Source organism: Thermobacillus sp., from assembly GCF_003390775.1.
GTDB lineage: Bacteria > Bacillota > Bacilli > Paenibacillales > Paenibacillaceae > Thermobacillus > Thermobacillus xylanilyticus.
Genome location: NZ_QEWA01000044.1, coordinates 26,120 through 49,935 on the forward strand (window position 1 = coordinate 26,120; position 23,816 = coordinate 49,935).

Sequence of the window (23,816 nt, forward strand, 5' to 3'; positions counted from 1 at the left end):
CCGGCATGCCGGGGGTACCGCCGCTGGTCAGACGGACCGCCTCAAGTCTCGCCGCTTCCGATCAAGCGGCACGCTTCGGCCGCCGCCTGCTGCTCCGCTTCCTTCTTCGTGCGTCCGACGCCGGTTCCGTACCGGACGCCGCCGACCAGTACACCGACGACGAATTCCCGGTCGTGCGCCGGTCCGCGTTCCTCGTCAATGACGTATTCGACCGGTCCGAGCGCCCGATGCTGCGCGCGCTCCTGCAGCCTGGACTTGTAGTCCTTCACCGGCAGATAGTCGCCGCCGTCGATCAGCGGGAAGATGTGCCGCTTCAAAAACTCGCGCACCGCTTCCAGCCCGGAATCGAGATACAGCGCGCCGATGAACGACTCGAACAGATCCGCAAGCAGCGCCGGCCGCGTGCGTCCGCCGAGCTGCTCTTCACCGCGTCCGAGCAGCACGTACCGCCCCAGGTCCAGCGTCTCCGCGAACTTCGCGAACGAAGGCTCACAGACGATCGACGCGCGCATCCGCGTCAGTTCCCCTTCCGGACGCCGGGGATGCATCAGATACAGATGTTCGGACACCAGAAGCTGCATGACGGCGTCGCCCAGAAATTCGAGCCGTTCGTTGTCCTGCGCGTTGCCGCTCTTGTGCTCGTTCACATAGGACGTATGGGTGAATGCCTGCTTGAGCAGTCCGGTTCGCTTGAACCGGATGCCGAGCTGTTGCTGCAGCTGATCGAATCGGTCAGGCTTCATATTTCCTCATCACGATCGTCGCGTTGTGGCCGCCGAAGCCGAACGAGTTCGAAAGCGCCGTCTTGACGTCCGACTTGCGCGCGGCATTCGGCACGTAGTCCAGGTCGCATTCGGGATCCGGATGCTCCAGATTGATCGTCGGCGCGATCACGCCGTTCTTCAGCGTCAGCGCCAGAATGACCGACTCAATGCCGCCGGCCGCGCCGAGCAAGTGGCCGGTCATCGATTTCGTCGAGCTGACAGCCAGCTTGTACGCATGATCGCCGAACGCCTTCTTGATCGCAATCGTCTCCGAGCGGTCGCCGACGGGCGTCGACGTTCCGTGGGCATTGATGTAGTCGATCGCCTCCGGCTCGATGCCGGCATCCTTCAGCGCGCGCTGCATGCACCGCGCGGCGCCGTCCGGATCCGGATCGGTGATATGATACGCATCGCCGCTCATGCCGTAACCGATCACTTCCGCATAGATGCGGGCGCCGCGCTTGACGGCATGGTCAAGCGATTCGAGCACGAGCACGCCGGAGCCTTCGCCCATCACGAAGCCGTCGCGTTCCGCGTCGAACGGGCGGCTCGCCTTCTCCGGCTCGTCGTTGCGGGTCGACATGGCGCGCATGGAGCAGAAGCCGGCCAGCCCCGTCGGGCGGATCGTCGCCTCCGCGCCGCCGCAGATCATCGCGTCCGCGTCGCCGCGCTGGATCAGCTTGAAGGAATCGCCGATCGAGTGCGTGCCCGTCGCGCATGCGGTGACCGCCGTGGTGTTCGGGCCCTTCGCTCCGATGCTCATCGAGATCTGGCCGGAGGCCATGTTCGCGATCATCATCGGAATGAAGAACGGGCTGACGCGCTTCGGCCCTTTCTCAAGCAGAATGCTGTGCTGTTCTTCCCAGGTGCCGAGCCCGCCGATGCCGCTGCCGACAATGACGCCGACCCGTTCGGGATCGACGTTGACGCCGAGCTCCAGACCCGCGTCCTGCACCGCCATCTTGCCCGCCGCAACGGCGAATTGCACGAACCGGTCCATGCGGCGCGCTTCTTTCCTGTCGATATGGTCTTCCGGGTTGAAATCCTTGATCTCCGCAGCGATCTGCGTCGGATATTCCGACACGTCGAACGATTCAATCCGCGATACGCCGGACTTGCCGGCGACAAGATTGCTCCAGAACGTCTCCAGATCGCTGCCGAGCGAGGTTACGATTCCCATGCCGGTAACGACAACTCTGTGCTTCAAATGTTTCACCTCTGTCAACGGCATCTATCCAAAAGGCGGCGCGTTGGCCGCGGGTGCGCTGAGCCGCGCCGACCGTGTGCATACTGCAAGCGCATACCGCAATGCGCGGACGGACTGTCGGAAATGGAGCGAAGTCCCGTCTTGTCAACGGGACTTGCGGAACTAAGAATGCGATTGTATGTAATGGACGACTTCACCCACCGTGGTGATTTTCTCCGCGTCTTCGTCCGATATTTCCATATCGAACTCGTCTTCCAGTTCCATGACAAGCTCTACGACATCCAGGGAATCCGCGCCGAGGTCTTCCTTGAAGCTTGCTTCAAGCGTTACTTCCGCCTCGTCCACGCCCAGCCGATCCACGACAATACGCTTCACGCGTTCAAAAACGTCGGACATCCGGCTCACCTCCTCTTCTCGGTATTATAAGGGATTGTCCGGCAAATTGCCATAGCCTGTCCGGACTCAGCCCATGTACATGCCGCCGTCGACATGAATCGTCTGGCCGGTCATGTACGATGCGGCGTCGGACGCCAGGAACCGGACGACGGATGCAACCTCCGCCGCCTGCCCGAAGCGCGCCAGCGGAATTTGACCGAACATCTGGTTCTTGATGTCCTCCGGCAGCTTGTCCGTCATGTCCGTCTCGATGAAGCCGGGCGCGACGCAGTTGACGGTGATGCCGCGGGCAGCGAGCTCGCGCGCGGCCGACTTCGTCAGGCCGATCACGCCGGCTTTCGCGGCGGCGTAATTGGCCTGACCGGCGTTGCCGATCGCGCCGACGACGGACGAAATGTTGATGATCCGCCCCGAGCGCTGCTTCATCATCGGCCGGGTCACCGCCTTGATGCCGTTGAACACGCCTTTCAGGTTCGTTTCGATGACCTGATCGAAATCTTCTTCCTTCATGCGCATCATTAAATTGTCCCGCGTGATGCCGGCGTTATTCACGAGAATGTCAAGCGAACCGAACGCTTCCAGAACCTGCGCAACCATCTGCTCGAACGCGTCGAGCTTGCCGACATCCGCCTGCACGAGCAAGGCTTTGCGGCCGAGCGCTTCCACGGCGGCCGCCGTCTCGGACGCGGCTTGCGCGCTGCCGGCATAGTTGATCGCCACGTCGGCGCCGGCTTCCGCGAGCGCGATCGCGATCGCGCGGCCGATGCCGCGGGATGCGCCCGTCACGAGCGCCTTCTTCCCTTCCAGAGACGCGAACATATGCGGACCCTCCTCTCGGATTTCGGGCGCCTTCGTCAGCTCAGGGCGCCAGTTCGGCCAGCGCGGCGTCCAGCGCGGCCAGGCTGTTCACGGTATGAACGGTTACCGACTTGTCCGTCTTCCGGATAAGCCCGGTCAGCACCGATCCCGAGCCGATCTCGACGAACGTGTCGACGCCGAGGCCGACCAGGCGGGTGACGGTGTCCTCCCACAGGACGGGCGCGGTGACCTGCCGCTTCAGGAGGCCGCGGATTTCTTCGGCCGACGTCACCGGCTCCGCCGTCACGTTGGCGATGACCGGCACTTCGGCGTCCCGCATCGTCAGCTCCGCCAGCACCTGCTCCAGCCGGTCCGCCGCCGGCTGCATGAGCGGCGAATGGAACGGGCCGCTCACTTCCAGCGGGATGACCCGCTTCGCGCCCGCTTCCTTCCCGCGCTCCGCGACCGCCCGCACGCCTTCCGCCGTGCCGGATACGACGATCTGTCCGGGGCAGTTCACATTGGCGAGCACGACGAGCCCCGTCTCGGCGCTGACCGCCTCGCACAGCGACCGCAGCGCCTCGCGTTCGGCGCCGAGCACCGCCGCCATCGCGCCCTGCCCGCCCGGCACGGCCGCTTCCATGAATTCGCCGCGCAGCCGCACCGCGCGCACCGCGTCCTCGAAGGACAGGACGCCGGCCGCGACGAGCGCGCTGTACTCGCCCAGACTGTGGCCGGCCACATAGTCCGGCCTGACGCGGCCTGCGATCAGCTCAAGCAGCGCAGCGCTCACCGTAAGCAGCGCCGGCTGCGTGTTCTCCGTCTGCCTGAGCTCGTCCTCGGGACCTTCGAAAATGATCCGGCTGAGCGCAAATCCAAGCGCAGAATCCGCCCTTTCGAAGACGGCGCGCGCCGCCGGGGACGCGTCGTACGCGTCCTTCCCCATGCCGACCGCCTGCGCGCCCTGGCCGGGGAACACGAATGCGATTTTGCCCATCTCGGTAACCCTCGCTTCCTACCAGATGAGGACGGACGCGCCCCAGGTCAGCCCGCCGCCGAATCCGACCAGCACGAGGCAATCCCCTTCGCTTACCCGTCCCTGCTCGACCGCTTCCGCCAGCGCGATCGGAATCGAAGCCGCGGAGGCGTTGCCGTAGCGGTCGAGGTTGATCATGCATTTCTCCTCCGGCAGCTCCAGCCGGCTGAGCGCCGCCTGGATGATGCGGATGTTCGCCTGGTGCGGCACGAGCAGGTCGACGTCCTTCTTGTCGATACCCGCTTTCCGGAGCGCTTCTTCAGCAGCGCTGCCCATGATGCGCACCGCAAACTTGAACACCTCGTTGCCGGCCATGTAGATGTAATGCGCCTTGCTGCTCACCGTCTCGGCCGATGCCGGCATGCGCGAGCCGCCGCCGGCGAGCTTGAGCAGCGGTCCGCCGGAGCCGTCCGCGCCCAGCTCGAACGAGCGGAATCCGCGGCCTTCCGGCACTTCGCCGAGCACGACCGCCCCCGCGCCGTCGCCGAACAGGATGCAGGTGTTCCGATCCGTATAATCCGTAATGCGCGACAGACATTCCGCGCCGACGACGAGCGCGTTCCGGTACATGCCGCTCTTCAGCATGCCGGTCGCCGTCGCCAGGCTGTAGATGAAGCCGGAGCAGGCCGCCGACAGGTCGAACGCCGCGGCCTTGCGCGCCCCGAGTTTGTCCTGCAGGATGCAGGCCGTCGACGGGAAGAACATGTCCGGCGTGATCGTCGCGACAATGATCAGGTCCAGGTCCTCCGGCGCCAGCTTCGCCGCTTCCAGCGCCCGGACAGCCGCCTCATAGGCCAGATCGGACGTCGCCTGGTTCTCCGCCGCGATGTGCCGCTCGCGGATGCCGGTCCGCGTCACGATCCATTCGTCGTTCGTCTCGACTATCTTCTCGAGGTCGTGGTTCGTCAAGATCCGGTCGGGCACATACTTGCCCGTGCCGAGTATGCCTACTGCCTTCATCCGCCAGATCCTTCCTTCCCGCTGATATGGTCCGCGATCGCGCGGATCAGCCCGTGCCGGACCGCGTCGCGCGCCTGGCGGATGCCGTTGCGGAACGCCCGCGCGTCTGACGAGCCGTGGCATTTGACGACGACGCCGCTGAGTCCCAGCAGCGGCGCGCCGCCGTATTCCTTGTAGTCCATCTTGCGCCGGAGCCCTCTCAGTCCCGGCATCATGACGGCCGCGGCCAGCCTGGTGAGGAGGTTTTTGGTAAACGCCTGCTTCACCTCGCCCATGATGAGCGCGGCCGCGCCTTCAAACGATTTCAGCATCACGTTGCCGGAAAATCCGTCGCATACGAGCACATCGCACGCCCGCTGCAGGACGTCCCGCGCTTCGACGTTGCCGGTGAAACGGATGCCGGCCTCGCCGCTGAGCAGGGCGAACGCTTCTTTCGCCAGCTCGCTGCCCTTGCCTTCCTCCGTGCCGATGTTGAGCAGGCCGACGCGCGGCCGCTCCATGCCGTGCACGAGCTGCCGGTACAGGCTGCCCATCACCGCATACATGTGGAGATGTTCGGGGCGCGCGTCCACATTGGCGCCGAGATCGAGGGCGAGCACGCCGACATCGTCCGCCGACGGGATCGTCTGCGCGAGCGCCGGCCGGTCGACGCCGGGAATCCGTCCGACGACGAGCAGCCCGGCGGTCATGAGCGCGCCGGTGTTGCCGGCGGACAGCATGGCGTCGGCTTCGCCCTCCTTCACCATGCGGGCCGCGACGACCATGGATGCGTCTTTCTTGCGCCGCACCGCGCGCACCGGCTCCTCGTCAGCCCCGATCGTCTCGGACGCGTGGCGCAGTTCCACGTTCGGCGGCGCCTGGCCTGCCAGAAGCGGCTTCACCCGCCCTTCGTTGCCAACGAGCACAAGCTTCGTGTCCGGCCATTCGGCCGCCGCCTCCAGCACGCCCCGCACCGCTTCCTCCGGCGCAAGATCTCCTCCCATGGCATCAATCGCGATCCGCAAGCCGATCCCCTCCTCCATCCTGCAGCGCTCCGGCAGATCGAACGATCAGAAAATCGCCCTGGAAAACCGTCTCTTCCCCGACATAGGTAAACACTTCCACTCTCGCCTTCCGTTTGCCCGAGGAACGCACGTACGCTTTCGCGATGCATTTTTCCCCCAGCTTCACCTGGCGGATGAACCGGATGTCGGCCGTCGCCGTCAAGGCCACTTCGTCGTTGATGACGGCCACGGCCAGCGAGTTCGCCTGCGCGAACAGATGATGGCCGCGCGCGATGCCGGTGCGGGAGAAGACGTGTTCTTCCCGGATTTCGAAGATCGAGATGCCGCTCTTGTCGAGCTGGAGATCGACGATTTCGCCGATCACTTCGTGCAGCGGCAGCGAGCGGACGGCGTCGAACGACCGCTCGGCCATCAGCTTCATCCGCTCGCGCAGCTCGGGGATGCCGAGCTCCAGCCGGTCGAGGCGGATCGTCTGGATGCTGACTTTCAGCAGCCGCGTCAGCTCGCGGTCCGTGATGAACGGATTGTCCTCGATGAGACGGGCCAGCCGCTGGTGCCGCTCCTTCTTGGGCAGACGTTCCACAGGGAAGCACCGCCTTTTTGGTCTGCGTTTGTTGCGGAATGGGCGCAGCCCATCCGACTGAGGGCCCCTCTTAAAACCAGGTACTAAATCAGTATAATGAAAAGCCGCGCCGGAAGCAATCCGGAAAAACCGCTTCCCCAAAACGGCGCGGATGTCAAAAAAACAGCACCTCACCGGCTGATGAAGTGCTTGCTTTTCGTTCATTATTGCTTGATGATCTCTTTCGTCTTGTAATAACCGCACACTTTGCAAACGTGATGCGCGAGCTTCAGCTCTCCGCATTGATCGCATTTGACCATGCCCGGGACCGCCAGCTTGAAATGCGTGCGGCGCTTGTCACGGCGAGCTTTGGACGTTTTCCTGAATGGTACTGCCATCTGTCCCACCTCCTTCGAATGACGCGCCAATCGGGATGATCCGCCTGCGGCGTGCCGGACTTCCCCGTCAGCGCGGGAACAGGTCTTTCAGCGCGGCCAGCCGCGGATCAATCGGCGTGCGGTCGCAACCGCACTCCCCTTCGTTCAAATCCTTGCCGCATTCGGGACAGAGGCCTTTGCAGTCTTCCGCGCAGAGCGGAACGAGCGGCAGCTCGAGCTGCACGGCTTCCTCCACATACGGCGTCAAATCGACATCATTGTCCTTGACCGCAATGAACCGATCCTCTTCTTCTTCGGTCTGCGGTCCCGTGCTTACCTTGAAGTGCTCCTGAAACGGTACGGTGACGCTGACCCGAACCGGCTTCAGACAACGCGAGCAGGGCATCGTCACGTCGATCGCCAGCCCGCCTTCGACGACGGCCATGCCTTCTTCGACGCCCCGCGCCTCAAGATCGACATGGAGCGGACCGGCGGAGAGCACGTCCCGTCTTCCCGCGAACAGGGCCGACGCGTCCAGCGTCTCACGGATCGTCCGCGAAGCGCCGCTTGTGATCAGCTCATGCACATGAATTCTCACAGGATCACTCCAAACAAACAAAAGTAATTATAGCGATCCGCTTCGCGTTTTGTCAACATTTTCACCGCGTGATATTGTTATAGCAGATCAAGTCTTGTTATGCGTCGCGAGGGGGAAAACGATGCGGACCGTCGGCGTCATCGTCGAATACAATCCGTTCCATAACGGCCACCGGCATCACCTGGAAGAGTCCGTGCGCGCAACCGGCGCGGATGCGGTCGTCGCGGTGATGAGCGGCCATTTCCTGCAGCGGGGCGAGCCCGCGCTGATGGACAAATGGGCCCGCGCCGAAACGGCGCTGCGCGGCGGGTGCGACCTCGTCATCGAGCTGCCCGTCGCCTACGCGACGAGCGCGGCTGAATGGTTCGCATACGGCGCCGTCGGCCTGCTCGACGCGACGGGCGTCGTCGACTGCTTCTGCTTCGGCAGCGAGAGCGGCGACATCGACGCCTTGCGGCGCATCGCGGAACTCGCCGCGGACGAGCCCGCGGATCTGCGCGGCCGGATCGCCGAAGGGCTCTCCGCAGGCCTCAGCTTCCCGGACGCGTACAGCGCCGCGCTGCGCTTCTGTCTCGCGGCCCGCGGCGACAGCGAGGCTGCCGCGTTTCCGCTGGAGCAGCCGAACAACACGCTCGGCCTCCATTACCTGATCGCATGGAGGCGCCTGGGCAGCCGGATGGAGCCGCATACGATCCGCCGCGTGCAGGCCGGCTACCACGACGCCGATGCGCCGGCCGGCTCCATCGCGAGCGCGACGGCGCTGCGCCGGCTCATCTTCGGGCGCGGACGGCCGGAGGCGATCGCTTCTTACGTGCCGCCGGTCACGCTGGACGTGCTCCGGCGCGAATGGGAAGCCGGCCGGGCGCCGGTCGGCTGGCCGGCGCTCAAGGAGCAGCTGTTCCACCTGCTGGTGCGCCTGGGCGCGGAGGAGCTGGCCGGTTATCGCGACATCGGCGAAGGGCTCGAGCACCGGATCCGGCGCGCGCTGCCGGCGTTGGAACGGCTCGAAGTCGACGAGCTGATCGGTCTGCTCAAGACGAAGCGCTACACCCGGACCCGGCTGCAGCGCGCGCTCACCGCCGTCCTGCTCGGCATCCGCAAGGACGACTGGCGCCCGGCCGCGCTGCGGGAAGGGCTCGCCTACATCCGCGTGCTCGGCTTCACGCCGAAAGGGCAGGAGCTGCTCAAGCGGATGCGGAAAGCCGCGAAGCTGCCCGTCCTGCTGAGCGCGGCGGGCGGCGAAGGCGCTGGGCTGGGCGGCGCGGGGGCGCGCTATCTGGAGCTGGACGCAAGAGCGACAGGCGTCTACGCCCTCGCCGCCGGCGCCGCCGATCCGCGGGCGCTGCTGCGCGATTACTATGAGCCGCCGATCATCGTGCGGTCTTCCTGATCGCCATAATTGCGGAGCAGGCGGACCGCCTCTTCCAGCGTATTGACGCCGGCGACGGCCATGCCGCCGCCCGCGGCTTCCGCTGCCGCGGCGGCTGCCGCTGCGCTTTCCTCCGGCACGAGGAACAGGTCGGCGCCGGCGCGCGAGGCGGCAATCGCCTTCAACTTGATGCCGCCTACCGCGCCGATTTCGCCCGACGGCCCGATCGTGCCGGTGGCGGCGATGCGCCGCCCGCCCGTCAGGGATTCCCCGGTCAACCGCTCATAGATATGGAGCGCAAGCACGAGGCCCGCGGACGGCCCGCCGAATTGGCCGGCATCGATTGTGACGCTTACGGCGGGATCCGCCGGCCGGACGGCGATGATTTCGGTCAGCTCCGCGCCGCCGAGCATGTCCGCCGGCGTCTCCGCATCGGCGCCGTCCACGGCCAGCCGCACGGCTGTCTCGGTGCCGCCGCGCTGCACGGTCAGCTCTGCTTCGCGGCCTGCGCGGCTTCGCAGCGCATCCGTCAGTGCGGCCAGCCCGTCCACATCGGCGCCGTCCACGGCCGCGATCCGGTCGCCGGCTTTGAGCGGTCCGGCCCCCCGCGCAACGTACACCCCGACCGGCTCCGATTCATACCGCACGCCGGCCAGCCTGAAGGCCGCCTCCGCCGCTTTGCTTTGCGATTCCGCCATCAGCACGTCCATCCGCGCCTTGTATTCCTCCGCGCTGCCGCCCTGAAACACCGACTTCTTCGTGTAGGCTTCCCGGTCCGCCTGCCATGCGGACTTTACAACCGACCATAACGTGGCGCGCGGCTCCAGATACACCGTCGTCAGCAGCCATTCGCCTTGAACGTCCCCGTGCGATGGAGCGCGCAGGTCCGGTTGATCCGGCTTGAGGCGCGGGTCTTGGCGGTTCGTTTTGTCCACCGTCACCAGCCCGTCGACGGGCACGACCACGCCCGGCTCGTACAGCACGTAAGGCACCGGCACCGCGAACAGCAGCACGGCCGCCGCCGCGGCAATTCCCCATCGCAGCGCCGCCTTCGCCGCGCCCGATGCGTCCGACCCCGGCATCACCGCTCCCCCTCTCCGCATGGTCTATTCGCCTGCCTGTCCACGTACATTGAACTAATCTCGTCATTTTGCCGTATGGCTGCACACCCGCATCCGCGAAGGAGGATGGACGCATGTACCGATCCGCCGCGCTCGGCGCCGCCCTGCTGGCGCTTGCCCTGCTGATCGTCCGCTATCCCGGCGATTCGTTCCAGGCCGCGCTGCAGGGGCTGTCCATCTGGTGGAACCTGGTGTTTCCCGGCTTGCTTCCGTTCCTGGCGCTGTCGGAACTGCTCCTTGCGCTCGGGGTCGTCCATGCGGCCGGCGTGCTGCTCGAGCCGGTCATGCGGCGCGTTTTCCGTCTGCCGGGCAGCGCCGGCTGGGCGGCCGCGGTCGGCTGGTCGAGCGGCTTTCCCGCCGGAGCCGGCGCAGCGGCGCGGCTCCATCGGGACGGCGCCCTGACCGACCGCGAATGCCAGCGCCTGCTGGCGCTGTCCCACATGCCCAATCCGATGCTGATGCTGATCGTCGTCGGGGCGGGTTTCCTCAAGCGCCCCGAATTCGGCGCCGCCATCGCCGTCTCCGTCTGGCTGTCCGCCCTGGCCGCGGGATGGCTGCTGGCAAGGCTCGACCGGGCGGCCGGTTCTGCCGCCGTCCGCAGCGCACCGGAGGACGGCCGGCACCTCCTGGCCCGGGCCGCCGCCGCGATGCGCGAAGCGCGCCGGCGGGACGGCCGCGGATTCGGCCAGGCGATGGGCGAATCGATCGCGCAATGCGTGCAGCAGCTGATGGCCGTCGGCGGGCTTGTCATCCTCGGGTCGGTGATGATCCGCCTGCTCGAGCGGGTGCTGCCGGACCTGCTCGAATTCGCCGCGTTCCCGGGCATCTACGAAGCGCATCTCGGCGCTTTCGCGGCCGCCGGGATGATCGAGCGGTTCGGCGCGCCGGCGGGCGCCGCGGTAATCGCCGCCGTCCTGAGCTGGACCGGCATCACCGGCCTGCTCGCCACCCACGGCATCGCCGCTTCGGCCGGCCTCCGGTTCCTGCATCTGGCCGCGGCCAAGCTGCTGCATGCGGCGCTCGCCTTCCTGACCGCCGCGCTGGCATGGAAACCGCTCGTCTGGCTGGCCGGACTCGGCGCGGACGATGCGTCGGCCGCATTCCGCCTGCTGGCCGAACCGTCCGGCGCGGCCCGCCTTGCGCCGCTGCTCTGGCGGGCGATCCCGGCCTGCGCCTCCGTGCTCGCGCTCACCCTGCTGCTGATGCTGGCGGCGTCCCGGCTGCTGGCTGCGCGAAGGCCAGGCCGCTGACGGCCTGGCCTTCCTGTCCGCCCTCAGCCGGAGCTCGGCTTGTCCGACGGCGGTGCTGCGGACACGAACTTCGTCCTCAGCGCCGCTTCCACTTCGGGCGGCACCAGATCGCCGACATCCCCGTGGAACATCGCGATCTCCTTCACAATGCTGGAACTCAGGTACGAATACTTCGGATTCGTCATCATGAAAATTGTCTCGATGCTGCTGTCGAGCTGATGGTTGGTCGACGCCAGCTGCAGCTCGTACTCGAAATCCGACACCGACCGGATGCCCCGGATGATGACGTCGGCGTTCCGCGTCTTCATGTAGCGGACGAGCAGATCGCGGAAACTGTCGACCTCGACATTCGGCAGATCCGACGTCGCCGCTTCCAGCAGCGCCTTGCGCTCCTCGACCGAGAACAGCGGATTTTTGCTCGTGTTGTTCAGCACCGCGACGATCAGCTTGTCGAACTGCTTCGCCGCCCGCCGGATAATGTCCATGTGACCGAGCGTCACCGGGTCGAAACTGCCGGGATAGACGGCAGTCCGCCGGGTCGGTTCATGATCCTTCATCGCTTTCCTCCTCGGCCGCATCCGCAGCCCTCGTGTAGTGATAGATCGAGACGGCGGTCTCGCCGTATGTCGCCCGCTTGCGCAGCGTCAAGCCGCCGACGGTTTCCGGATAGCGATGATCCGCCTCGTGCTCGACGACGACGATCGCGCCGTCCTCGAGCAGCCCGCGCTCCTCCATCTCGGCCATCAGCTCGCCGGCGCTCTTCATCCGGTACGGCGGATCAAGAAAAACGTAGCGGAACACCGCCCCGCGCTTGGCGAGTATGCGCAGCGCCCGCTCCGCCGTGTTGCAGTAGATTTCGGACCGCTCCGCCATGCGCGCCGCCTCGGCATTGCGGCGGATGACGGCGACGGCCTGCCGGTCCGCGTCGATGAAGACGGCCCGGTCCGCGCCGCGGCTCAGCGCCTCGATGCCGAGTCCGCCGGTTCCGGCGAACAGGTCCAGCGCGGCTCCGCCGTCGAAATACGGGCCGATCATGCTGAAGATCGCTTCTTTCACCTTGTCTGTCGTCGGGCGCGTGTTCATGCCGGGTACCGCCCTGAGCGGCGTTCCCTTCGCCGTGCCCGCAATGACCCTCACGTCTTACGCCCCCCGAAAGTCCGCAGTCTGTCCTAATCGTACCACAAAATCACTCCCGCGCAAGGGAAACGGGAACGACGGGGATTTGCGCCGCGCGAAAAAAATTTTTGTCCGGCATGTATATTTTGCCCCGTACGGGACATCATGTAGACAGCGGCGTCGAGAGATGCCGCGAAAACCGCGGAGAAGACTTACGTTTCCCCATAAGCTCTTCGTCCGGTTTCTCCTCTCCCATGCTGGGGCTCTCGTGAGGGAGCCCCGCTTTTTTTGCTTTTCACACGTTTTGTGTTTCACGAGCCCGCCCTGACCGGCTTCGCCAAGCACGACAAAACCCCGCGGCCCAAATGCCGCGGGGTTCGGGATTGATGGACTCGGCTGCAATGTAATTTAAGCGCTTTCTTATTCGGATCCAGATTCGCCGGAGTCGCCGGCGTCATCGCCGTCGGCGGACGCCTCTTCCGCGCCGTCGCCCTCCTCTTCTTCCGCTTCCCCGGAGTCGCCCGCTTCCTCCGCCGCAGCCTGTTCGGCTTCCGCAGCGGCCTGCTCAGCTTCGGCAGCGGCTTGTTCGGCTTCCGCCGCCTCTTCCGCGGCGTCTTCGAGCTCGAGGTCGATCTTTGCCGGTTCTTGTTCGCCCATCGCAATCCCTCCATCTATTATTCCATGGATTTCCTGCTCCTTCATTATAAATAGGCGCATGTGCGGAAGTTGTCGCCCTGTGGAATCGAAGGTTACGGATGGATAACAATTGCGTTACAATTTGTTGCAGAACGATCCGTCGAAGATTCCCCTTCCGCGATCCGGCGAGATCCCGCGGAATTGCAACCGCTCCGGGCATCCGTTATGCTGATAGCGGATAGAATCATCTGCGTCGGGAGGGAAAAAAACGATGCCATCCATGCCCAAACTGCTGATGGCCGCCGGCGCCGTGCTGTTCCTCGTCGGGCTGATCTGGATGCTCGTCGGCAAATCGATTCCGCTCGGCCGGCTGCCCGGCGACATTGCGATCGAGAAGGAGAACGTCCGGTTCTATTTCCCGATCGTCACCTGCATCCTTATCAGCGTCGTGCTGTCGGCCGTCATGTACCTCGTGCGCCTGTTCATGAAGTGACGGCCCATTTCGGCGCGCTCACCGTCTCCAATCACGTCAAATACCGTAAAACCGCTTCGTGACCGCGAGCATCGCGGCGGCCGTCTCCTCCACACCCAGGCCTTTCAGCTCCGCGACAGCGCGGATGACATCCCGCACCATCGCGGGGGTCGTCGGCCGGCCGGCAAACGGCCCTTCGTGCTGCCACGGTCCGTCGGTCTCCGCCATGAGCAGCTCCAGCGGATATGCGCGCACCAGCGCCTGAATCTCCGGCTCGTACACGACGTCCGGCGTCACGGACACATGCCAGCCGCGTGCGATCATCAGGCGGATCGTCGCCTCCGGACCCTTGAACCAGTGAAAATGCGCCCGCTTCATGCCATGCCGCTCCAGAATGTCGCACGCTTTCTCCGCATCTTCGTAGACGGCGTGCAGCACGATCGGCCGGTCCAGCTCCGCTGCGAGCGCCGCGAACCGGTCGAGCAGCGCAAGGTGCGGGCCTTCGTTGAACGGACGGCCGGCCGCTTCCGCTTCGGTCCGCGTGTAGTACGGCAAGCCGACTTCGCCGATCGCAAAGCGTTCGCCCGCCTCGTGGAGACGGCGAATCCAGGCGAACAACTCCTTTTCCTCGTCCGGCTCGGGCAGCGGAATTTCCGGATGATGGCCGTAGGCCGGCATGTACCGGCCGGCATGCCGGAGCGCAAGCTTCCGGTTCTCGCGGCTCGATTCAAGATTCATCGACACGCCCACGACCGCCTCGCCGCCCGCGGCATACGCCTCGGCCAGCAGCCGTTCCCGCTCCTCAGGTTCGTACTTGTCCACATGAATATGGGCGTCGATCCAGCCAAACGCCTCCCGCTCCTTCGCCATGCTTTCCGCCTCCTTCACACCTTGCGCCGGAAAACGGAACCCGCATCCCCGGCACTTGATCCGCAAAAACCGACCCGCATCTTTTCCAGACTGCAGATCCGCTTACGCTCCGTCCGGTCCGCCCGCAGCAGCCGGCTTCAGCAAATCGTAAATCGCGTCCCTGAGCTCGGCGAATTCCGGTGTCTTCCACAGCTTCCCGCCGCGCGGCCGTCCGAACGGCACGGCGAACTCGCGCAGCACGGACGCCGGCCGCGCCGACAGGACGACGATCCGGTCCGACAGGAGCAGCGCCTCCTCGATGCTGTGCGTCACCAGCAGCACCGCGCGCCGGTTCGCTTCCCACATGGACAGCAGCCACTCCTGCATATGCTGCCGCGTCAGCGCGTCCAGCGCGCCGAACGGCTCGTCCAGGCACATCAGCTTCTGCGGGCTGAGCAGCGCGCGGATGAACGAGACGCGCTGCTGCATGCCGCCGGACAGCGTGTGCGGCCAGGCGTCCGCATAGTCCGCAAGGCCGACGCGGCCCAGCCACTCCCGCGTGAGGCTCTTCGCTTCGCCGCGCGGAACGCCGGCGATGCCGAGCGCCAGCTCGATGTTGCCGGCGACCGTCCGCCACGGCAAGAGCGACGCCTGCTGCGGCATATAGGCGATCAGCCCGCGCTCCCCGTTCGTCCGGCGTCCGTCGATGAAAATCTCCCCGCGCTGAGCCGGCTCCAGCCCGCCGATCACCCGGAACAGCGTGCTCTTGCCGCTCCCGGACGGCCCGATCAGCGAGACGAATTCGCCGTCTTCGACCGTCAGCGAGACGCCGGCCAGCACCTCCGTATCTCCGTACCGCTTCACGACATCGCGCACTTCAAGCGCCGGAGGCATGGTCATTCCTCCTCTCCGCCTTGGGCCGCCAGCGGACGACCAGCCGCTCGGCGAGCGCCGCGGCGCCGAACATCAGCATGCTGAACGCGATGATGATGATCGTCCCGGCGAAAATGCGCGCCGTCTCGAACCCGCTGTAGGACAGTTTGATGTAATAGCCGAGCCCGCTGCTTGCGCCGAGCCACTCCGCTGCGACCGTCGTCGTCACGCTGTATGCGGCCGCAATGCGGAAGCCCGAGAACAGGTAGGGCACCGCGTTCGGCAGCTCCAGCTTCGTGAAGATCGTCCACCGGCCGGCGCCGATCATCGCGAGATAGCTAAGCAGCGCCGGGTCGCTCTCGCGCAGCCCGGTCAGCATCGCGACCGTCACGGGGAAGAAGCAGACGAGCATGATGAGGACGATTTTCGGCTCCTCGCCGAACCCGAGCCAGATGAGAAGCAGCGGTCCGAGCACGATGACCGGCACGCTCTGCGACAGGACGAGCAGCGGCGCCAGCGCCCGCCGGGCGCCGGGCGTCAGGTGAATCGCAGCAGCCAGCACAATGCCGCCGAGGACGCCGAGCGCAAGGCCCGTCAGCGTCCGCCAGACGGTGGCCAGCGTGTGCATCTGAAGCCGCGGCCAGACGTTCGGCTGCATCGCTTCGCGCACGATCGCAGACGGGCTCGGCAGAATGTACGGCTCAATCGCGAACAGACGGACCGCCGCTTCCCAGGCGGCGGCGCATAATGCGATGACCGCCAGCGGCGGCCATCCTCTCATCCATTTATTGCCCATCGGGATATTTCTCCAGCAGGCGCGCCATCGAGGCGCCTTCGGTCGGATTGTAGTAAATCTTCACCTGCGAAATGATGGACGGGCATCCCGCCTCGATCAGCGCGTCGTTCATCGCCTTCACGAGCGGAAGCAGCCGGTCCAGATCGCCCTCGATCGTCGTCTCGAGCGGCCCGACCCGGTAGGGCAGCCCCGATGCCTTGATCACGTCGATCGCTCGGTCCACGTAAGGGATGACGCTTTCCCCGCCGGGTGTGTGGGGCAGAATCTGAATGCTCAACAGTGCGTCGGCCATGCCGGATTCCCCGCTTTCTTCCTTTGTGCTTCGAACGCCCTCACCGACTTACTCCGGCAGGAACTCGTTCGTGAATGCCGCTTCCGGATCGAACTCGCCTTCCATCACGCCGTGCTCGGCCATCCATTCGGCGTAGTTTTTCCATACTTCCAGCTTCTGCTCGCCCCAGCGCGGCGCATCGTCCTGATACTTCGCGCTGAGCCATTTCTGGCTCGCCTTGACGAGCTCCGCGTTCAGGTCGGGCTCGGCGGCGATCAGAATGTCGGCCGCTTCCTCGGGACTTTCGATCGCGAACTTGTACCCCGCGGCCGCGCCGGCGACGAACGCCTTCACCAGATCCGGCTTCTCCTCGATCAGCTTCTCGCTCGTTGCAAGCACCGGCGTATAATAGTCGAGCTTTTCGCTGTAATCGGTCAGGTAGATCATGTTCAGTTCCTCGCCGCGGAGCTCCGCCTCGATGCCGGTCCAGCCGTAGAAAATCCAGAAGAAATCGACGTCCCGCTTCACCGCGGTGAAGAAATCGGTGTCGCCGACGTTCACGAACACGACTTTGCTTACGTCGCCGCCGTCTTCCTGCATGATCGAGTCGATGACCGCTTCCTCAACGGGCGAACCCCAGCCGCCGTATTTCTTGCCTTCGAAATCTTTCGGCGTCTTGATGTTCTTCTCCGCCGGCGAAGCGAAGCCGGACGTGTTGTGCTGGATGACGGCCGCGATCGACACGATCGGCACGCCGTTCGTCCGCGCGAGGGTGACCGCTTCCTGGTAGCTGACACCGAATTCGACTTCGCCGGAGGCGACCATCTGATCGGCGCCCGCTTCGCCGGGCTGGATGATCTCGACATCAAGTCCCTGCTCGGCGAAAAATCCCTTGTCCCGCGCGACATACAGCCCCGTATGGTTCGTGTTCGGCGACCAGTCGAGCACGACCCGCACCTTCTGGAGCGGCTTGTCCGATCCGTCCGCGGCTCCGCCCGCATTGGCGGCATTACCGCCGTTTTCGGTGTTTCCGCCGTTTCCTCCGTCATTGCCGCTTCCCCCGCCGCAGCCGGCCAGAACAAGCAGCAGCGCGAGTGCGAGCAGACCCCAGCTTTTTCTTCTTTTCCTTCGCATTCCGGTCCTCTCCCGTCCTTGCATCTGTTGTCGCGACAACAGACGACAGGCGCCCCCCTGACCGGAAGGCGCCTTCGATTCGGTGCGCATGAGCGTTGCGGCTCGGCATGCGGTCTGACGCATGCGGCGCGCTGCTTGACGTTTCCCTACGCTGGCATTATCCAGATCAGGTTACAGGGTCGGTATCGCGTCCGGATACCCTCTCAGCCGGCTGTCCCAGCTCCCCGGGGCTTCTGTTCGGTTGTCGTCACGCTCATTATAGCAGACGGGCGCGAATGCGCAAGTGCGGGCGGAGTATCAGGCGCCTTCCCGCAGCTTTTCCTCCAGAATGCGCCGGTTGGCCTTCAGCCCTTCATCGTCCGGCAGCCACCCGAGCGCGGCTTCGTTGTGTCTTGCCGCATCCGCCCAGCGGCCGAGCTGCCCGTAGCAGATGGTGAGCCGCGCATGCGGCAGCCACGTGCGGCAGGCGTTGTTGACGACGCCGAGCCAGCCTTCGGCGAGCGGCGCGTCCAGCGCCCGCTCGTACCAATAGGCGGCCGTCCGCCAGTCCCCCGCTTCCTCGAACCATCCGCCGAGCGCGCAGCACACTTCCGCGTGGGGCGCGTCGAACAGGAACGAGCGGAGCAGCGCGTCGATCCGGCCGGCCGGATCGCCCAGACGCCGGCAGCAGTCGGACAGCCTGAGCGCGGCCGTCACCTTGTCTTCCCGGTAGCCGGCCGGCTCAGCCAGGTACGCCCGATAGGCTTCCGCCGCCTCCCCGAAACGTCCGGCGTCCGCCAGCTCGTTCGCGTAATAATAGAGATCGCGCCCCTTGAGACCGCCGGTTTCGGCCGCGATCCGCTCGTAGATGCGCAGATTCCGGTCCGAATGGTCCCGGGTGGTGCGATAATGCGCGATGCCGATATCGACAGCGATGGCATGGGCGCCTGAGATGTCCAGATACTCGTGCACCCGTCCGTGCCAGCGATAGCCCCGGCCCCGCCGGACGAGCCGGCAGCGGCGCGTCGCGACCGTCGGCCTTCCCGCCGCGTCGAACGCCAGCCAGTACGGCATGAGCACGGCGTTGGCGTGATCCGGAATCTGCGCCTTGAACGCCGCGAATTTTTCCCGCTCCCCGTCGGGCAGCACGTCGTCCGCATCCATCCACATGATGAACTCGCATGACGCCTGGTCGAACGCGAAGTTGCGCGCCGCCGCGAAATCGTCCACCCACTCGAAATCGCAGACGCGCGCGCCAAAGGAGGCCGCCACCTCCTTCGTGCGGTCCGTCGAACCGGTATCGACGATGACAAGCTCGTCGACGACCGGAGCGACCGATGCGAGACACCGGCCGAGCACCGCTTCCTCGTCGCGGACGATCATGCACAGACTGATCGTCGTCACGTCCTCCCTCCTTTCCCGGGTTCGGACCGTTTCTTCCGCGCTTCCGCGAGCTGCCGCTGCAGGTCCCTCAGCTGGCGGATGAGCCCTTCGATCCGGCCGTCCTTCTGTTTCAACTGCTCCTCCAGCGCCTGAATGCGCGCGTTCTGGCTCTGGATCATGCCTCTCATTTTCCCCGCCCCCTGCTGATACTGCCGCTCGTAGGCGAGGAAATGTTCCTCGTCCAGCCGGATCAGACGCTTCAAGCGGTCGGCGTTGTCCGGTCTGCGGAACCTGAGCGACCGCTTGCGGCCGGCATAGCAGAGGTAGCGGTGATGCACTTCCATCGTAAGCTCGTCGAAATACGGGTCGGTCAGTTCCGCGAGCCGTCCCGCGTAGAACGTCTGCTTGTGATCATGGAACGCGTGCAGGCCGAACGGCACGGTGATGATGCAGACGCCGCCGTCCGCCAGCCAGCCCGAGACATTGGCCAGCACCCGCTCCGGCTGGGTGAAATGTTCGAGCACTTCGCCGAGCAGCACCGTGTCGAACGGGCCCCAGTCGTGCGGCTTTGTCGCATCCGCCGTCATGAAGCGGACGTTCGACCGGACGATGGCGGGCTCCTTCGCCAGCTCCGCCCGCGCATAGCGGATCGCCTCGTCTTCCAGATCGATGCCGAGCACCTCATACCCTTCGCGGCCAAGAAGAATCGAGGCGATGCCCTGGCTGCAGCCGACATCCAGCACCCTTTTGCGTCTGGCATGCCTGCACATCCAATGAATGCGGGCGCGCGTCGCTTCGTGCGACGCGCTGGAGCCCGCCTTACCGTAGTACCGCTGGTTGACTTGATCTTCATTGACCATGGATCTCACCCCTGCGCGGCGGGCAGCCCGAGAGACGGCTCTCCCAGCCGGGCGATATGTCCGCTTTCGAAGCCGTCGAGCACATTCCTCGTATCCAGCACGAGCGGCGCATGCTCCGCGATCAGGCGAACGTCGACCGAAGCATGCCGGGTCAGGATAACCGCCAGATCGAGGCCGGCCAGCAGTTCGGGCGTAAGGCTCACCGTCCGGAACGTCCGTCTGCGATGGCGGAACGACGGCACGAGCGGATCGCAGCAGACGACGTCCGCCTGCCGGGCGGCCAGTTCGTCCAGAATGTCCAGGGCGGGCGATTCCCGCACGTCGTCGACATCCGGTTTGTACGCGATGCCGATCAGCGCGATGCGCGCGCCGCGCACCGGCTTCCCTTCCCGGTTCAGCAGCTCCGTCACCCGCTCGACGACGTGCTGCGGCATCCGCCGGTTCACCTCGTCCGCCAGCTCGATCAGCTTCATCGGCCGGCCGTATCGCTTCGCCGTCCAGTTCAGGTAGATCGGGTCGACCGGTATGCAGTGGCCGCCGATCCCCGGACCCGGCCAGAACGGCAGGAAGCCGAACGGCTTCGTCGCCGCCGCCCGCACCACTTCCCATACGCTGATGCCGAGCCGTTCGCAGAGCAGCGCAAATTCGTTCACGAGCGCAATATTGACATTGCGGAACGTGTTCTCGAACAGCTTGGCGGCTTCGGCCGCCGCCGTCGAGCTGACGGGCACGACCTGCTGCACGATCGAGCGGTAGAACTTCACGCCCGCTTCGAGGCAGGCCGGCGTCGCGCCGCCGACGATCTTCGGCGAATTGTCCAGCCGATAGACGCGGTTGCCCGGGTCGATCCGCTCGGGCGAGTAGCAGAGATGGAAATCTTCGCCGACCCGCCAGCCGCGTGCCTCTTCGACGACGCGGCGGATGAGCTCATCCGTCGTGCCCGGGTACGTCGTGCTCTCGAGCACGACCAGCGTTCCCCGCTTCAGATGCGGCAGCATGGCGGCGACCGCCGAGCGGATGAACGTCAGATCCGGCTCGCGCTCCGCCGTCAGCGGCGTCGGCACGCAGATCACAATCGTCTGGGCCCGTGAAACGGCAGCGTAGTCGCCGCCGGCGGTGAATTCGCCTTGGACGGAGCGGATCGTCTCGTCGTCGATACCGATCACCGTCGACTTGCCCGCGTTCAGCCGGTTGATTTTCTCCTCGTCGACATCCAGTCCGTACACCCGGTATCCGGCCTTCGCCAGCGCCACGGCCATCGGAAGCCCGACATAGCCGAGTCCGACCACGGCCGCAGCGGGCCGATCATGAGTATCCATATCGCGCCTCCTCTCCGCCTTGATGGCGCCGTCAGTCCCCATGCCGCCTCAGAACCCGCCGGCATCCAGCAGTCCGGCGATGCCCGCCTTGTCCAGCAGTTCGTCGTCCGAGCGGTACGGCTGCGGCTTCGCCGGCCGGCAGGCGGCATATTTGCGCGCAAGTTCGGGTTCGGGGGACGGCGGCAGAATGACGAGCACTTCGTCGTCGTAATGCCGCGCATGCAGCGCTTCGCGCGCGGACACGAGCGTCTCGTGCAGCTTCTCGCCCTCCCGGATGCCGATTTCCCGTATTCTCACATCCGCGCCCGACCGCTCGATCATCACCTCCGCCAGATCGCGGATGCGGCAGGCCGGCATGCGGATGACGAACGTCTCGCCGCCCAGCGCCGCCTCCGCCGCGCGCAGCAGCAGGCCGATCGCTTCGGGCAGCGTCATGAAGTAACGCGTCATCTCCGGGTGCGTAATCGGCAGATCCTCGCCGCGGCGTATCCGCTCCAGGAAGAACGGCACGACGCTGCCGTTCGTGCCAAGCACATTGCCGCCGCGGATGCAGACGAACCGCGTTGCGTCGGTCAGCCTGTTCGCCCTGAGCGTCAGCTTCTCGGCGATCGCCTTCGTCATGCCGTACACGTTCACCGGGTCGACCGCCTTGTCCGTCGATACGTCCACAACCTTCCGGACCCGCTGCGCAATGGCAGCCCGGATGACGTTCTCGGTTCCGAGCACGTTCGTCCGGAACGCCTCGTCGGGCTGCCGTTCGCAGATCGGCACATGCTTCAGCGCCGCGAGATGGAAGACAATATCGACGCCGCGGCAGGCGTCATGAACGGCGTCGTAATCCCGCACATCGCCGATGATGAACCTGACGCACCCGTCAGAGCCGAGCTCCCGTTCCATCTCGACTTGCCGATGCTCGCCGCGGGAGAACACCCGAACTTCCCGCGGGTCGTATTTGTGAAGCAACGTATGGACGAGATGGCGTCCCCAGGACCCCGTCCCGCCCGTCACCAGGATGGTGCTGCCGCTGTACATGCCCTCGTCTCCCTTCTCAGCCGGCGGGCGGCTTAGATGAATTCGCTCAGCACGGCTTTCATCTGCTGTTCGCTCAGCCTGCCCTTTGCCGGCACTTTTTTCCTCGACGCGTTGGCGCCGTGCACGATGTTCACGTAGTTCCGCCCCGGCAGCAGCTCGTGGGGCAGCTTGATGACAAAGCCGTGGCCTTTGCCGGGGAGCTTCACGCGGTAACCGTCCAGATAGTCCTTCGTCTTGTAGATGTACGTATAGAACTGCGGCGAAAAATGGTACACCTCGGCCATCACGTTCTCGATCGTGTCCCACATGTAGCCGTTCTGATTGATCAGGGCGACGGTGCCCGGCTTCGGCTTCCAGTCCATGAGCAGCTGCACGAACGTTCTGCGGTACAGATCGTCGGAATCGAGCCGCGCCACGAACAATTCGTCACAACCGGATGTGAACGCGCGTATCGCTTCGACGCAGGTCCGCTCCGAGCCGAACCGCACGTTCGGGGGGAAGTCCTCCCAGTCTTTGCGCAGCGGTCCGTTCAGCAGCGGCTCGGATTCTTCCGCAACTTTCAGCAGCGCGAGAAAGTCGGGGTTCGTCTGGCGCTGCAGACAGCGGAGGGTATATCGCCGGAAGATGGCGATCCGGTTGCGGATCCATACCGGCTTGAGCCGATCCGGGACAATGCCGTAGTTGTTGAAATTGATCTCGATGACGACTCGCCTGGCCATGTTCAACCTCCTTGCTTGTTCCTCGTTCAATGTATGAATGCAAGGCGCCGGCCGCATGGTTGATTGATCTCGTCCATTCGTCCAAATCCGGCCGCAGGCCGCAGTCGGCGGCGGACATCCATGCCCCTCGGCAAGCCGGACATATACTGAAAAATGAATCCCGCACCATCTCTGTCCTTCGGGAGGAATGATACATCGTGGATCGAACGCAGCTGATGCAAGCGCAGGTGCTGCAGCGCATTGCGCATGCGCTCAAGACGAAATCGCCGCTGTCGCTCGTCCGCGTAGGGGACGGCGAGAATCTCGTGCTCGCCCAGCAGACCGTCTGGCCGATCGACGCCGTGCTGAAAGAGCCGTGGGCCGTGAAAGCAAACGAAGGCAAGAAAGGGCTGCGGCTGCCGAACCTGCCCTTGCGCGACGCCGTCGCCGAGTCGATCCGCAAAGCCGACATCGTTGGCATTCTGCCCTTCGGCGACCGGACGATCCACGCGCCGGACTACCTGAAGCGCAAGTTGACGGATCGCGTATTCCGACATTTCCGCATCGTGCCGAAAGCGGTCTGCCACGCCTGCGTGAACCGGATGCTGGCGACGGATCCGATGTTCTGGAAGACGCTTGCCGGCAAGCGGATCGCGGTCGTGACGCACCATGCCGACGCGGCGAAGCGGGTCATCGAGAACCGTTTCCGGGGCATCCGCGTCACGCTGACCTATCCGTTCTCCGACTATTCCCAGATGGAACAGGCGCTCAAATTTCTTTCCGACAACCGCAACCTGTACGACATCGCGCTGTTCTCCTGCGGCGTCAACGCCGTCGTGCTGGCTCAGCGCACCGCCGAACAGACCGGCAAAGTCGCGCTCGACTTCGGCAAAGCGCTCCATATCATCACAAAAGGACGCCCGAACTGAATCGGGCGTCCTTTTGCGCTTGGCAAT

Annotated in this window: 28 protein-coding genes and 1 riboswitch; of the genes, 4 read left to right on the top strand and 24 right to left on the bottom strand. The window is 65.2% G+C overall.

Going from position 1 to position 23,816, the window contains the following annotated elements:
• Positions 1–41: 41 nt before the first annotated feature.
• From rnc to C6W55_RS13100, 10 genes are all read right to left on the bottom strand, one after another.
• On the bottom strand, positions 42–743 hold the full coding sequence (rnc, locus tag C6W55_RS13055; RefSeq protein ID WP_015255001.1) for a ribonuclease III: 702 nt from the start codon (positions 741–743) through the stop codon (positions 42–44).
• Complete coding sequence (fabF, locus tag C6W55_RS13060; protein WP_286893046.1) at positions 733–1,971, bottom strand: beta-ketoacyl-ACP synthase II; 1,239 nt, start codon at positions 1,969–1,971, stop codon at positions 733–735. Before fabF ends, rnc begins: the two co-directional genes overlap by 11 nt.
• A 162-nt stretch (positions 1,972–2,133) precedes the next feature.
• Entirely contained in the window at positions 2,134–2,367 is a 234-nt protein-coding gene (gene acpP / locus C6W55_RS13065; RefSeq protein ID WP_015255003.1) for an acyl carrier protein, read from the bottom strand.
• Positions 2,368–2,433: 66 nt separating this feature from the next.
• Positions 2,434–3,186 carry a 3-oxoacyl-[acyl-carrier-protein] reductase gene (fabG, locus tag C6W55_RS13070; RefSeq protein WP_286893049.1) on the bottom strand — a complete coding sequence of 251 codons (753 nt, stop codon included), beginning with the start codon at positions 3,184–3,186 and terminating at the stop codon, positions 2,434–2,436.
• 40 nt (positions 3,187–3,226) lie between these two features.
• Entirely contained in the window at positions 3,227–4,162 is a 936-nt protein-coding gene (gene fabD / locus C6W55_RS13075) for an ACP S-malonyltransferase (RefSeq protein WP_286893051.1), read from the bottom strand.
• 18 nt (positions 4,163–4,180) lie between these two features.
• The gene (locus tag C6W55_RS13080; protein WP_286893053.1) at positions 4,181–5,161 is read right to left on the bottom strand and encodes a beta-ketoacyl-ACP synthase III; all 981 of its coding nucleotides are present in this window, start codon (positions 5,159–5,161) and stop codon (positions 4,181–4,183) included.
• Complete coding sequence (plsX, locus tag C6W55_RS13085) at positions 5,158–6,165, bottom strand: phosphate acyltransferase PlsX (protein ID WP_286893056.1); 1,008 nt, start codon at positions 6,163–6,165, stop codon at positions 5,158–5,160. The genes C6W55_RS13080 and plsX overlap by 4 nt, the downstream gene beginning before the upstream one ends.
• The gene (gene fapR / locus C6W55_RS13090; protein ID WP_286893058.1) at positions 6,149–6,748 is read right to left on the bottom strand and encodes a transcription factor FapR; all 600 of its coding nucleotides are present in this window, start codon (positions 6,746–6,748) and stop codon (positions 6,149–6,151) included. The genes plsX and fapR overlap by 17 nt, the downstream gene beginning before the upstream one ends.
• Positions 6,749–6,951: 203 nt before the next feature.
• A complete protein-coding gene (gene rpmF / locus C6W55_RS13095) occupies positions 6,952–7,125 on the bottom strand; it encodes a 50S ribosomal protein L32 (protein ID WP_015255009.1) in 174 nt (57 codons plus the stop codon).
• 67 nt (positions 7,126–7,192) lie between these two features.
• Positions 7,193–7,702 (bottom strand): YceD family protein, encoded by a 510-nt coding sequence (locus C6W55_RS13100; protein ID WP_286893061.1) that lies wholly within the window; start codon positions 7,700–7,702, stop codon positions 7,193–7,195.
• 121 nt (positions 7,703–7,823) lie between these two features.
• On the opposite strand from C6W55_RS13100, the gene C6W55_RS13105 reads away from it, so the two are divergent.
• Positions 7,824–9,092: a nucleotidyltransferase gene (locus C6W55_RS13105; protein WP_286893063.1), complete on the top strand. Its 1,269-nt coding sequence runs from the start codon at positions 7,824–7,826 to the stop codon at positions 9,090–9,092.
• Here the strand turns inward: C6W55_RS13105 and C6W55_RS13110 are convergent.
• Positions 9,059–10,153, bottom strand: a complete 1,095-nt coding sequence (locus C6W55_RS13110; RefSeq protein WP_286893065.1) for a S16 family serine protease — start codon at positions 10,151–10,153, stop codon at positions 9,059–9,061. The genes C6W55_RS13105 and C6W55_RS13110 overlap by 34 nt on opposite strands.
• A gap of 113 nt (positions 10,154–10,266) precedes the next feature.
• Between C6W55_RS13110 and C6W55_RS13115 the strand changes: the two genes are divergently transcribed.
• On the top strand, positions 10,267–11,442 hold the full coding sequence (locus C6W55_RS13115; RefSeq protein WP_213483278.1) for a nucleoside recognition domain-containing protein: 1,176 nt from the start codon (positions 10,267–10,269) through the stop codon (positions 11,440–11,442).
• Positions 11,443–11,465: 23 nt separating this feature from the next.
• On the opposite strand, the gene coaD is transcribed toward C6W55_RS13115, so the two are convergent.
• The 3 genes from coaD to C6W55_RS13130 all read right to left on the bottom strand — a co-directional run bounded on the left by coaD (position 11,466) and on the right by C6W55_RS13130 (position 13,215).
• A complete protein-coding gene (coaD, locus tag C6W55_RS13120) occupies positions 11,466–11,999 on the bottom strand; it encodes a pantetheine-phosphate adenylyltransferase (RefSeq protein WP_286893068.1) in 534 nt (177 codons plus the stop codon).
• Entirely contained in the window at positions 11,986–12,579 is a 594-nt protein-coding gene (rsmD, locus tag C6W55_RS13125; protein WP_015255015.1) for a 16S rRNA (guanine(966)-N(2))-methyltransferase RsmD, read from the bottom strand. Before rsmD ends, coaD begins: the two co-directional genes overlap by 14 nt.
• 399 nt (positions 12,580–12,978) lie before the next feature.
• The gene (locus tag C6W55_RS13130; protein ID WP_213483279.1) at positions 12,979–13,215 is read right to left on the bottom strand and encodes a hypothetical protein; all 237 of its coding nucleotides are present in this window, start codon (positions 13,213–13,215) and stop codon (positions 12,979–12,981) included.
• Between the two features lie 250 nt (positions 13,216–13,465).
• Between C6W55_RS13130 and C6W55_RS13135 the strand changes: the two genes are divergently transcribed.
• The gene (locus tag C6W55_RS13135) at positions 13,466–13,687 is read left to right on the top strand and encodes a DUF2905 domain-containing protein (RefSeq protein WP_015255018.1); all 222 of its coding nucleotides are present in this window, start codon (positions 13,466–13,468) and stop codon (positions 13,685–13,687) included.
• A gap of 36 nt (positions 13,688–13,723) precedes the next feature.
• Here the strand turns inward: C6W55_RS13135 and C6W55_RS13140 are convergent, their stop codons facing one another.
• The 10 genes from C6W55_RS13140 to C6W55_RS13185 form a co-directional block, all read right to left on the bottom strand.
• Positions 13,724–14,536, bottom strand: coding sequence for a TatD family hydrolase (locus tag C6W55_RS13140; protein ID WP_015255019.1), 813 nt, complete (start codon positions 14,534–14,536; stop codon positions 13,724–13,726).
• A gap of 102 nt (positions 14,537–14,638) precedes the next feature.
• Positions 14,639–15,409 carry an ABC transporter ATP-binding protein gene (locus C6W55_RS13145; protein WP_015255020.1) on the bottom strand — a complete coding sequence of 257 codons (771 nt, stop codon included), beginning with the start codon at positions 15,407–15,409 and terminating at the stop codon, positions 14,639–14,641.
• Positions 15,393–16,184 carry an ABC transporter permease gene (locus C6W55_RS13150; protein ID WP_286893072.1) on the bottom strand — a complete coding sequence of 264 codons (792 nt, stop codon included), beginning with the start codon at positions 16,182–16,184 and terminating at the stop codon, positions 15,393–15,395. Before C6W55_RS13150 ends, C6W55_RS13145 begins: the two co-directional genes overlap by 17 nt.
• Positions 16,174–16,476, bottom strand: a complete 303-nt coding sequence (locus C6W55_RS13155) for a thiamine-binding protein (protein WP_015255022.1) — start codon at positions 16,474–16,476, stop codon at positions 16,174–16,176. The genes C6W55_RS13150 and C6W55_RS13155 overlap by 11 nt, the downstream gene beginning before the upstream one ends.
• A 48-nt stretch (positions 16,477–16,524) precedes the next feature.
• Complete coding sequence (locus tag C6W55_RS13160; RefSeq protein WP_286893075.1) at positions 16,525–17,589, bottom strand: ABC transporter substrate-binding protein; 1,065 nt, start codon at positions 17,587–17,589, stop codon at positions 16,525–16,527.
• A gap of 126 nt (positions 17,590–17,715) precedes the next feature.
• Positions 17,716–17,825: riboswitch (TPP riboswitch) on the bottom strand.
• Positions 17,826–17,886: 61 nt separating this feature from the next.
• On the bottom strand, positions 17,887–18,972 hold the full coding sequence (locus tag C6W55_RS13165; protein WP_286893077.1) for a glycosyltransferase family 2 protein: 1,086 nt from the start codon (positions 18,970–18,972) through the stop codon (positions 17,887–17,889).
• Complete coding sequence (locus C6W55_RS13170; RefSeq protein WP_015255025.1) at positions 18,969–19,811, bottom strand: class I SAM-dependent methyltransferase; 843 nt, start codon at positions 19,809–19,811, stop codon at positions 18,969–18,971. The genes C6W55_RS13165 and C6W55_RS13170 overlap by 4 nt, the downstream gene beginning before the upstream one ends.
• 5 nt (positions 19,812–19,816) lie before the next feature.
• On the bottom strand, positions 19,817–21,130 hold the full coding sequence (locus tag C6W55_RS13175) for a nucleotide sugar dehydrogenase (protein ID WP_015255026.1): 1,314 nt from the start codon (positions 21,128–21,130) through the stop codon (positions 19,817–19,819).
• A 48-nt stretch (positions 21,131–21,178) separates the two neighbouring features.
• Positions 21,179–22,162, bottom strand: coding sequence for a polysaccharide biosynthesis protein (locus C6W55_RS13180; RefSeq protein ID WP_015255027.1), 984 nt, complete (start codon positions 22,160–22,162; stop codon positions 21,179–21,181).
• Positions 22,163–22,194: 32 nt separating this feature from the next.
• A complete protein-coding gene (locus C6W55_RS13185) occupies positions 22,195–22,881 on the bottom strand; it encodes a glycosyltransferase (protein ID WP_286893081.1) in 687 nt (228 codons plus the stop codon).
• Between the two features lie 197 nt (positions 22,882–23,078).
• Here C6W55_RS13185 and C6W55_RS13190 point away from each other — a divergent pair, with 197 nt between their 5' ends.
• Positions 23,079–23,789: a GT-D fold domain-containing glycosyltransferase gene (locus C6W55_RS13190; protein ID WP_286893084.1), complete on the top strand. Its 711-nt coding sequence runs from the start codon at positions 23,079–23,081 to the stop codon at positions 23,787–23,789.
• Positions 23,790–23,816: the final 27 nt, after the last annotated feature.

What these genes read in the sequence shown, in the direction of transcription:
- rnc (WP_015255001.1), bottom strand. Translation starts at nt 743, where the DNA reads ATGAAGCCTGACCGATTCGATCAGCTGCAGCAACAGCTCGGCATCCGG.
- acpP (WP_015255003.1), bottom strand. Translation starts at nt 2,367, where the DNA reads ATGTCCGACGTTTTTGAACGCGTGAAGCGTATTGTCGTGGATCGGCTG.
- fabG (WP_286893049.1), bottom strand. Translation starts at nt 3,186, where the DNA reads ATGTTCGCGTCTCTGGAAGGGAAGAAGGCGCTCGTGACGGGCGCATCC.
- fabD (WP_286893051.1), bottom strand. Translation starts at nt 4,162, where the DNA reads ATGGGCAAAATCGCATTCGTGTTCCCCGGCCAGGGCGCGCAGGCGGTC.
- C6W55_RS13080 (WP_286893053.1), bottom strand. Translation starts at nt 5,161, where the DNA reads ATGAAGGCAGTAGGCATACTCGGCACGGGCAAGTATGTGCCCGACCGG.
- rpmF (WP_015255009.1), bottom strand. Translation starts at nt 7,125, where the DNA reads ATGGCAGTACCATTCAGGAAAACGTCCAAAGCTCGCCGTGACAAGCGC.
- C6W55_RS13105 (WP_286893063.1), top strand. Translation starts at nt 7,824, where the DNA reads ATGCGGACCGTCGGCGTCATCGTCGAATACAATCCGTTCCATAACGGC.
- C6W55_RS13110 (WP_286893065.1), bottom strand. Translation starts at nt 10,153, where the DNA reads ATGCCGGGGTCGGACGCATCGGGCGCGGCGAAGGCGGCGCTGCGATGG.
- C6W55_RS13115 (WP_213483278.1), top strand. Translation starts at nt 10,267, where the DNA reads ATGTACCGATCCGCCGCGCTCGGCGCCGCCCTGCTGGCGCTTGCCCTG.
- coaD (WP_286893068.1), bottom strand. Translation starts at nt 11,999, where the DNA reads ATGAAGGATCATGAACCGACCCGGCGGACTGCCGTCTATCCCGGCAGT.
- C6W55_RS13130 (WP_213483279.1), bottom strand. Translation starts at nt 13,215, where the DNA reads ATGGGCGAACAAGAACCGGCAAAGATCGACCTCGAGCTCGAAGACGCC.
- C6W55_RS13135 (WP_015255018.1), top strand. Translation starts at nt 13,466, where the DNA reads ATGCCATCCATGCCCAAACTGCTGATGGCCGCCGGCGCCGTGCTGTTC.
- C6W55_RS13140 (WP_015255019.1), bottom strand. Translation starts at nt 14,536, where the DNA reads ATGGCGAAGGAGCGGGAGGCGTTTGGCTGGATCGACGCCCATATTCAT.
- C6W55_RS13145 (WP_015255020.1), bottom strand. Translation starts at nt 15,409, where the DNA reads ATGCCTCCGGCGCTTGAAGTGCGCGATGTCGTGAAGCGGTACGGAGAT.
- C6W55_RS13150 (WP_286893072.1), bottom strand. Translation starts at nt 16,184, where the DNA reads ATGGGCAATAAATGGATGAGAGGATGGCCGCCGCTGGCGGTCATCGCA.
- C6W55_RS13155 (WP_015255022.1), bottom strand. Translation starts at nt 16,476, where the DNA reads ATGGCCGACGCACTGTTGAGCATTCAGATTCTGCCCCACACACCCGGC.
- C6W55_RS13160 (WP_286893075.1), bottom strand. Translation starts at nt 17,589, where the DNA reads ATGCGAAGGAAAAGAAGAAAAAGCTGGGGTCTGCTCGCACTCGCGCTG.
- C6W55_RS13170 (WP_015255025.1), bottom strand. Translation starts at nt 19,811, where the DNA reads ATGGTCAATGAAGATCAAGTCAACCAGCGGTACTACGGTAAGGCGGGC.
- C6W55_RS13175 (WP_015255026.1), bottom strand. Translation starts at nt 21,130, where the DNA reads ATGGATACTCATGATCGGCCCGCTGCGGCCGTGGTCGGACTCGGCTAT.
- C6W55_RS13180 (WP_015255027.1), bottom strand. Translation starts at nt 22,162, where the DNA reads ATGTACAGCGGCAGCACCATCCTGGTGACGGGCGGGACGGGGTCCTGG.
- C6W55_RS13185 (WP_286893081.1), bottom strand. Translation starts at nt 22,881, where the DNA reads ATGGCCAGGCGAGTCGTCATCGAGATCAATTTCAACAACTACGGCATT.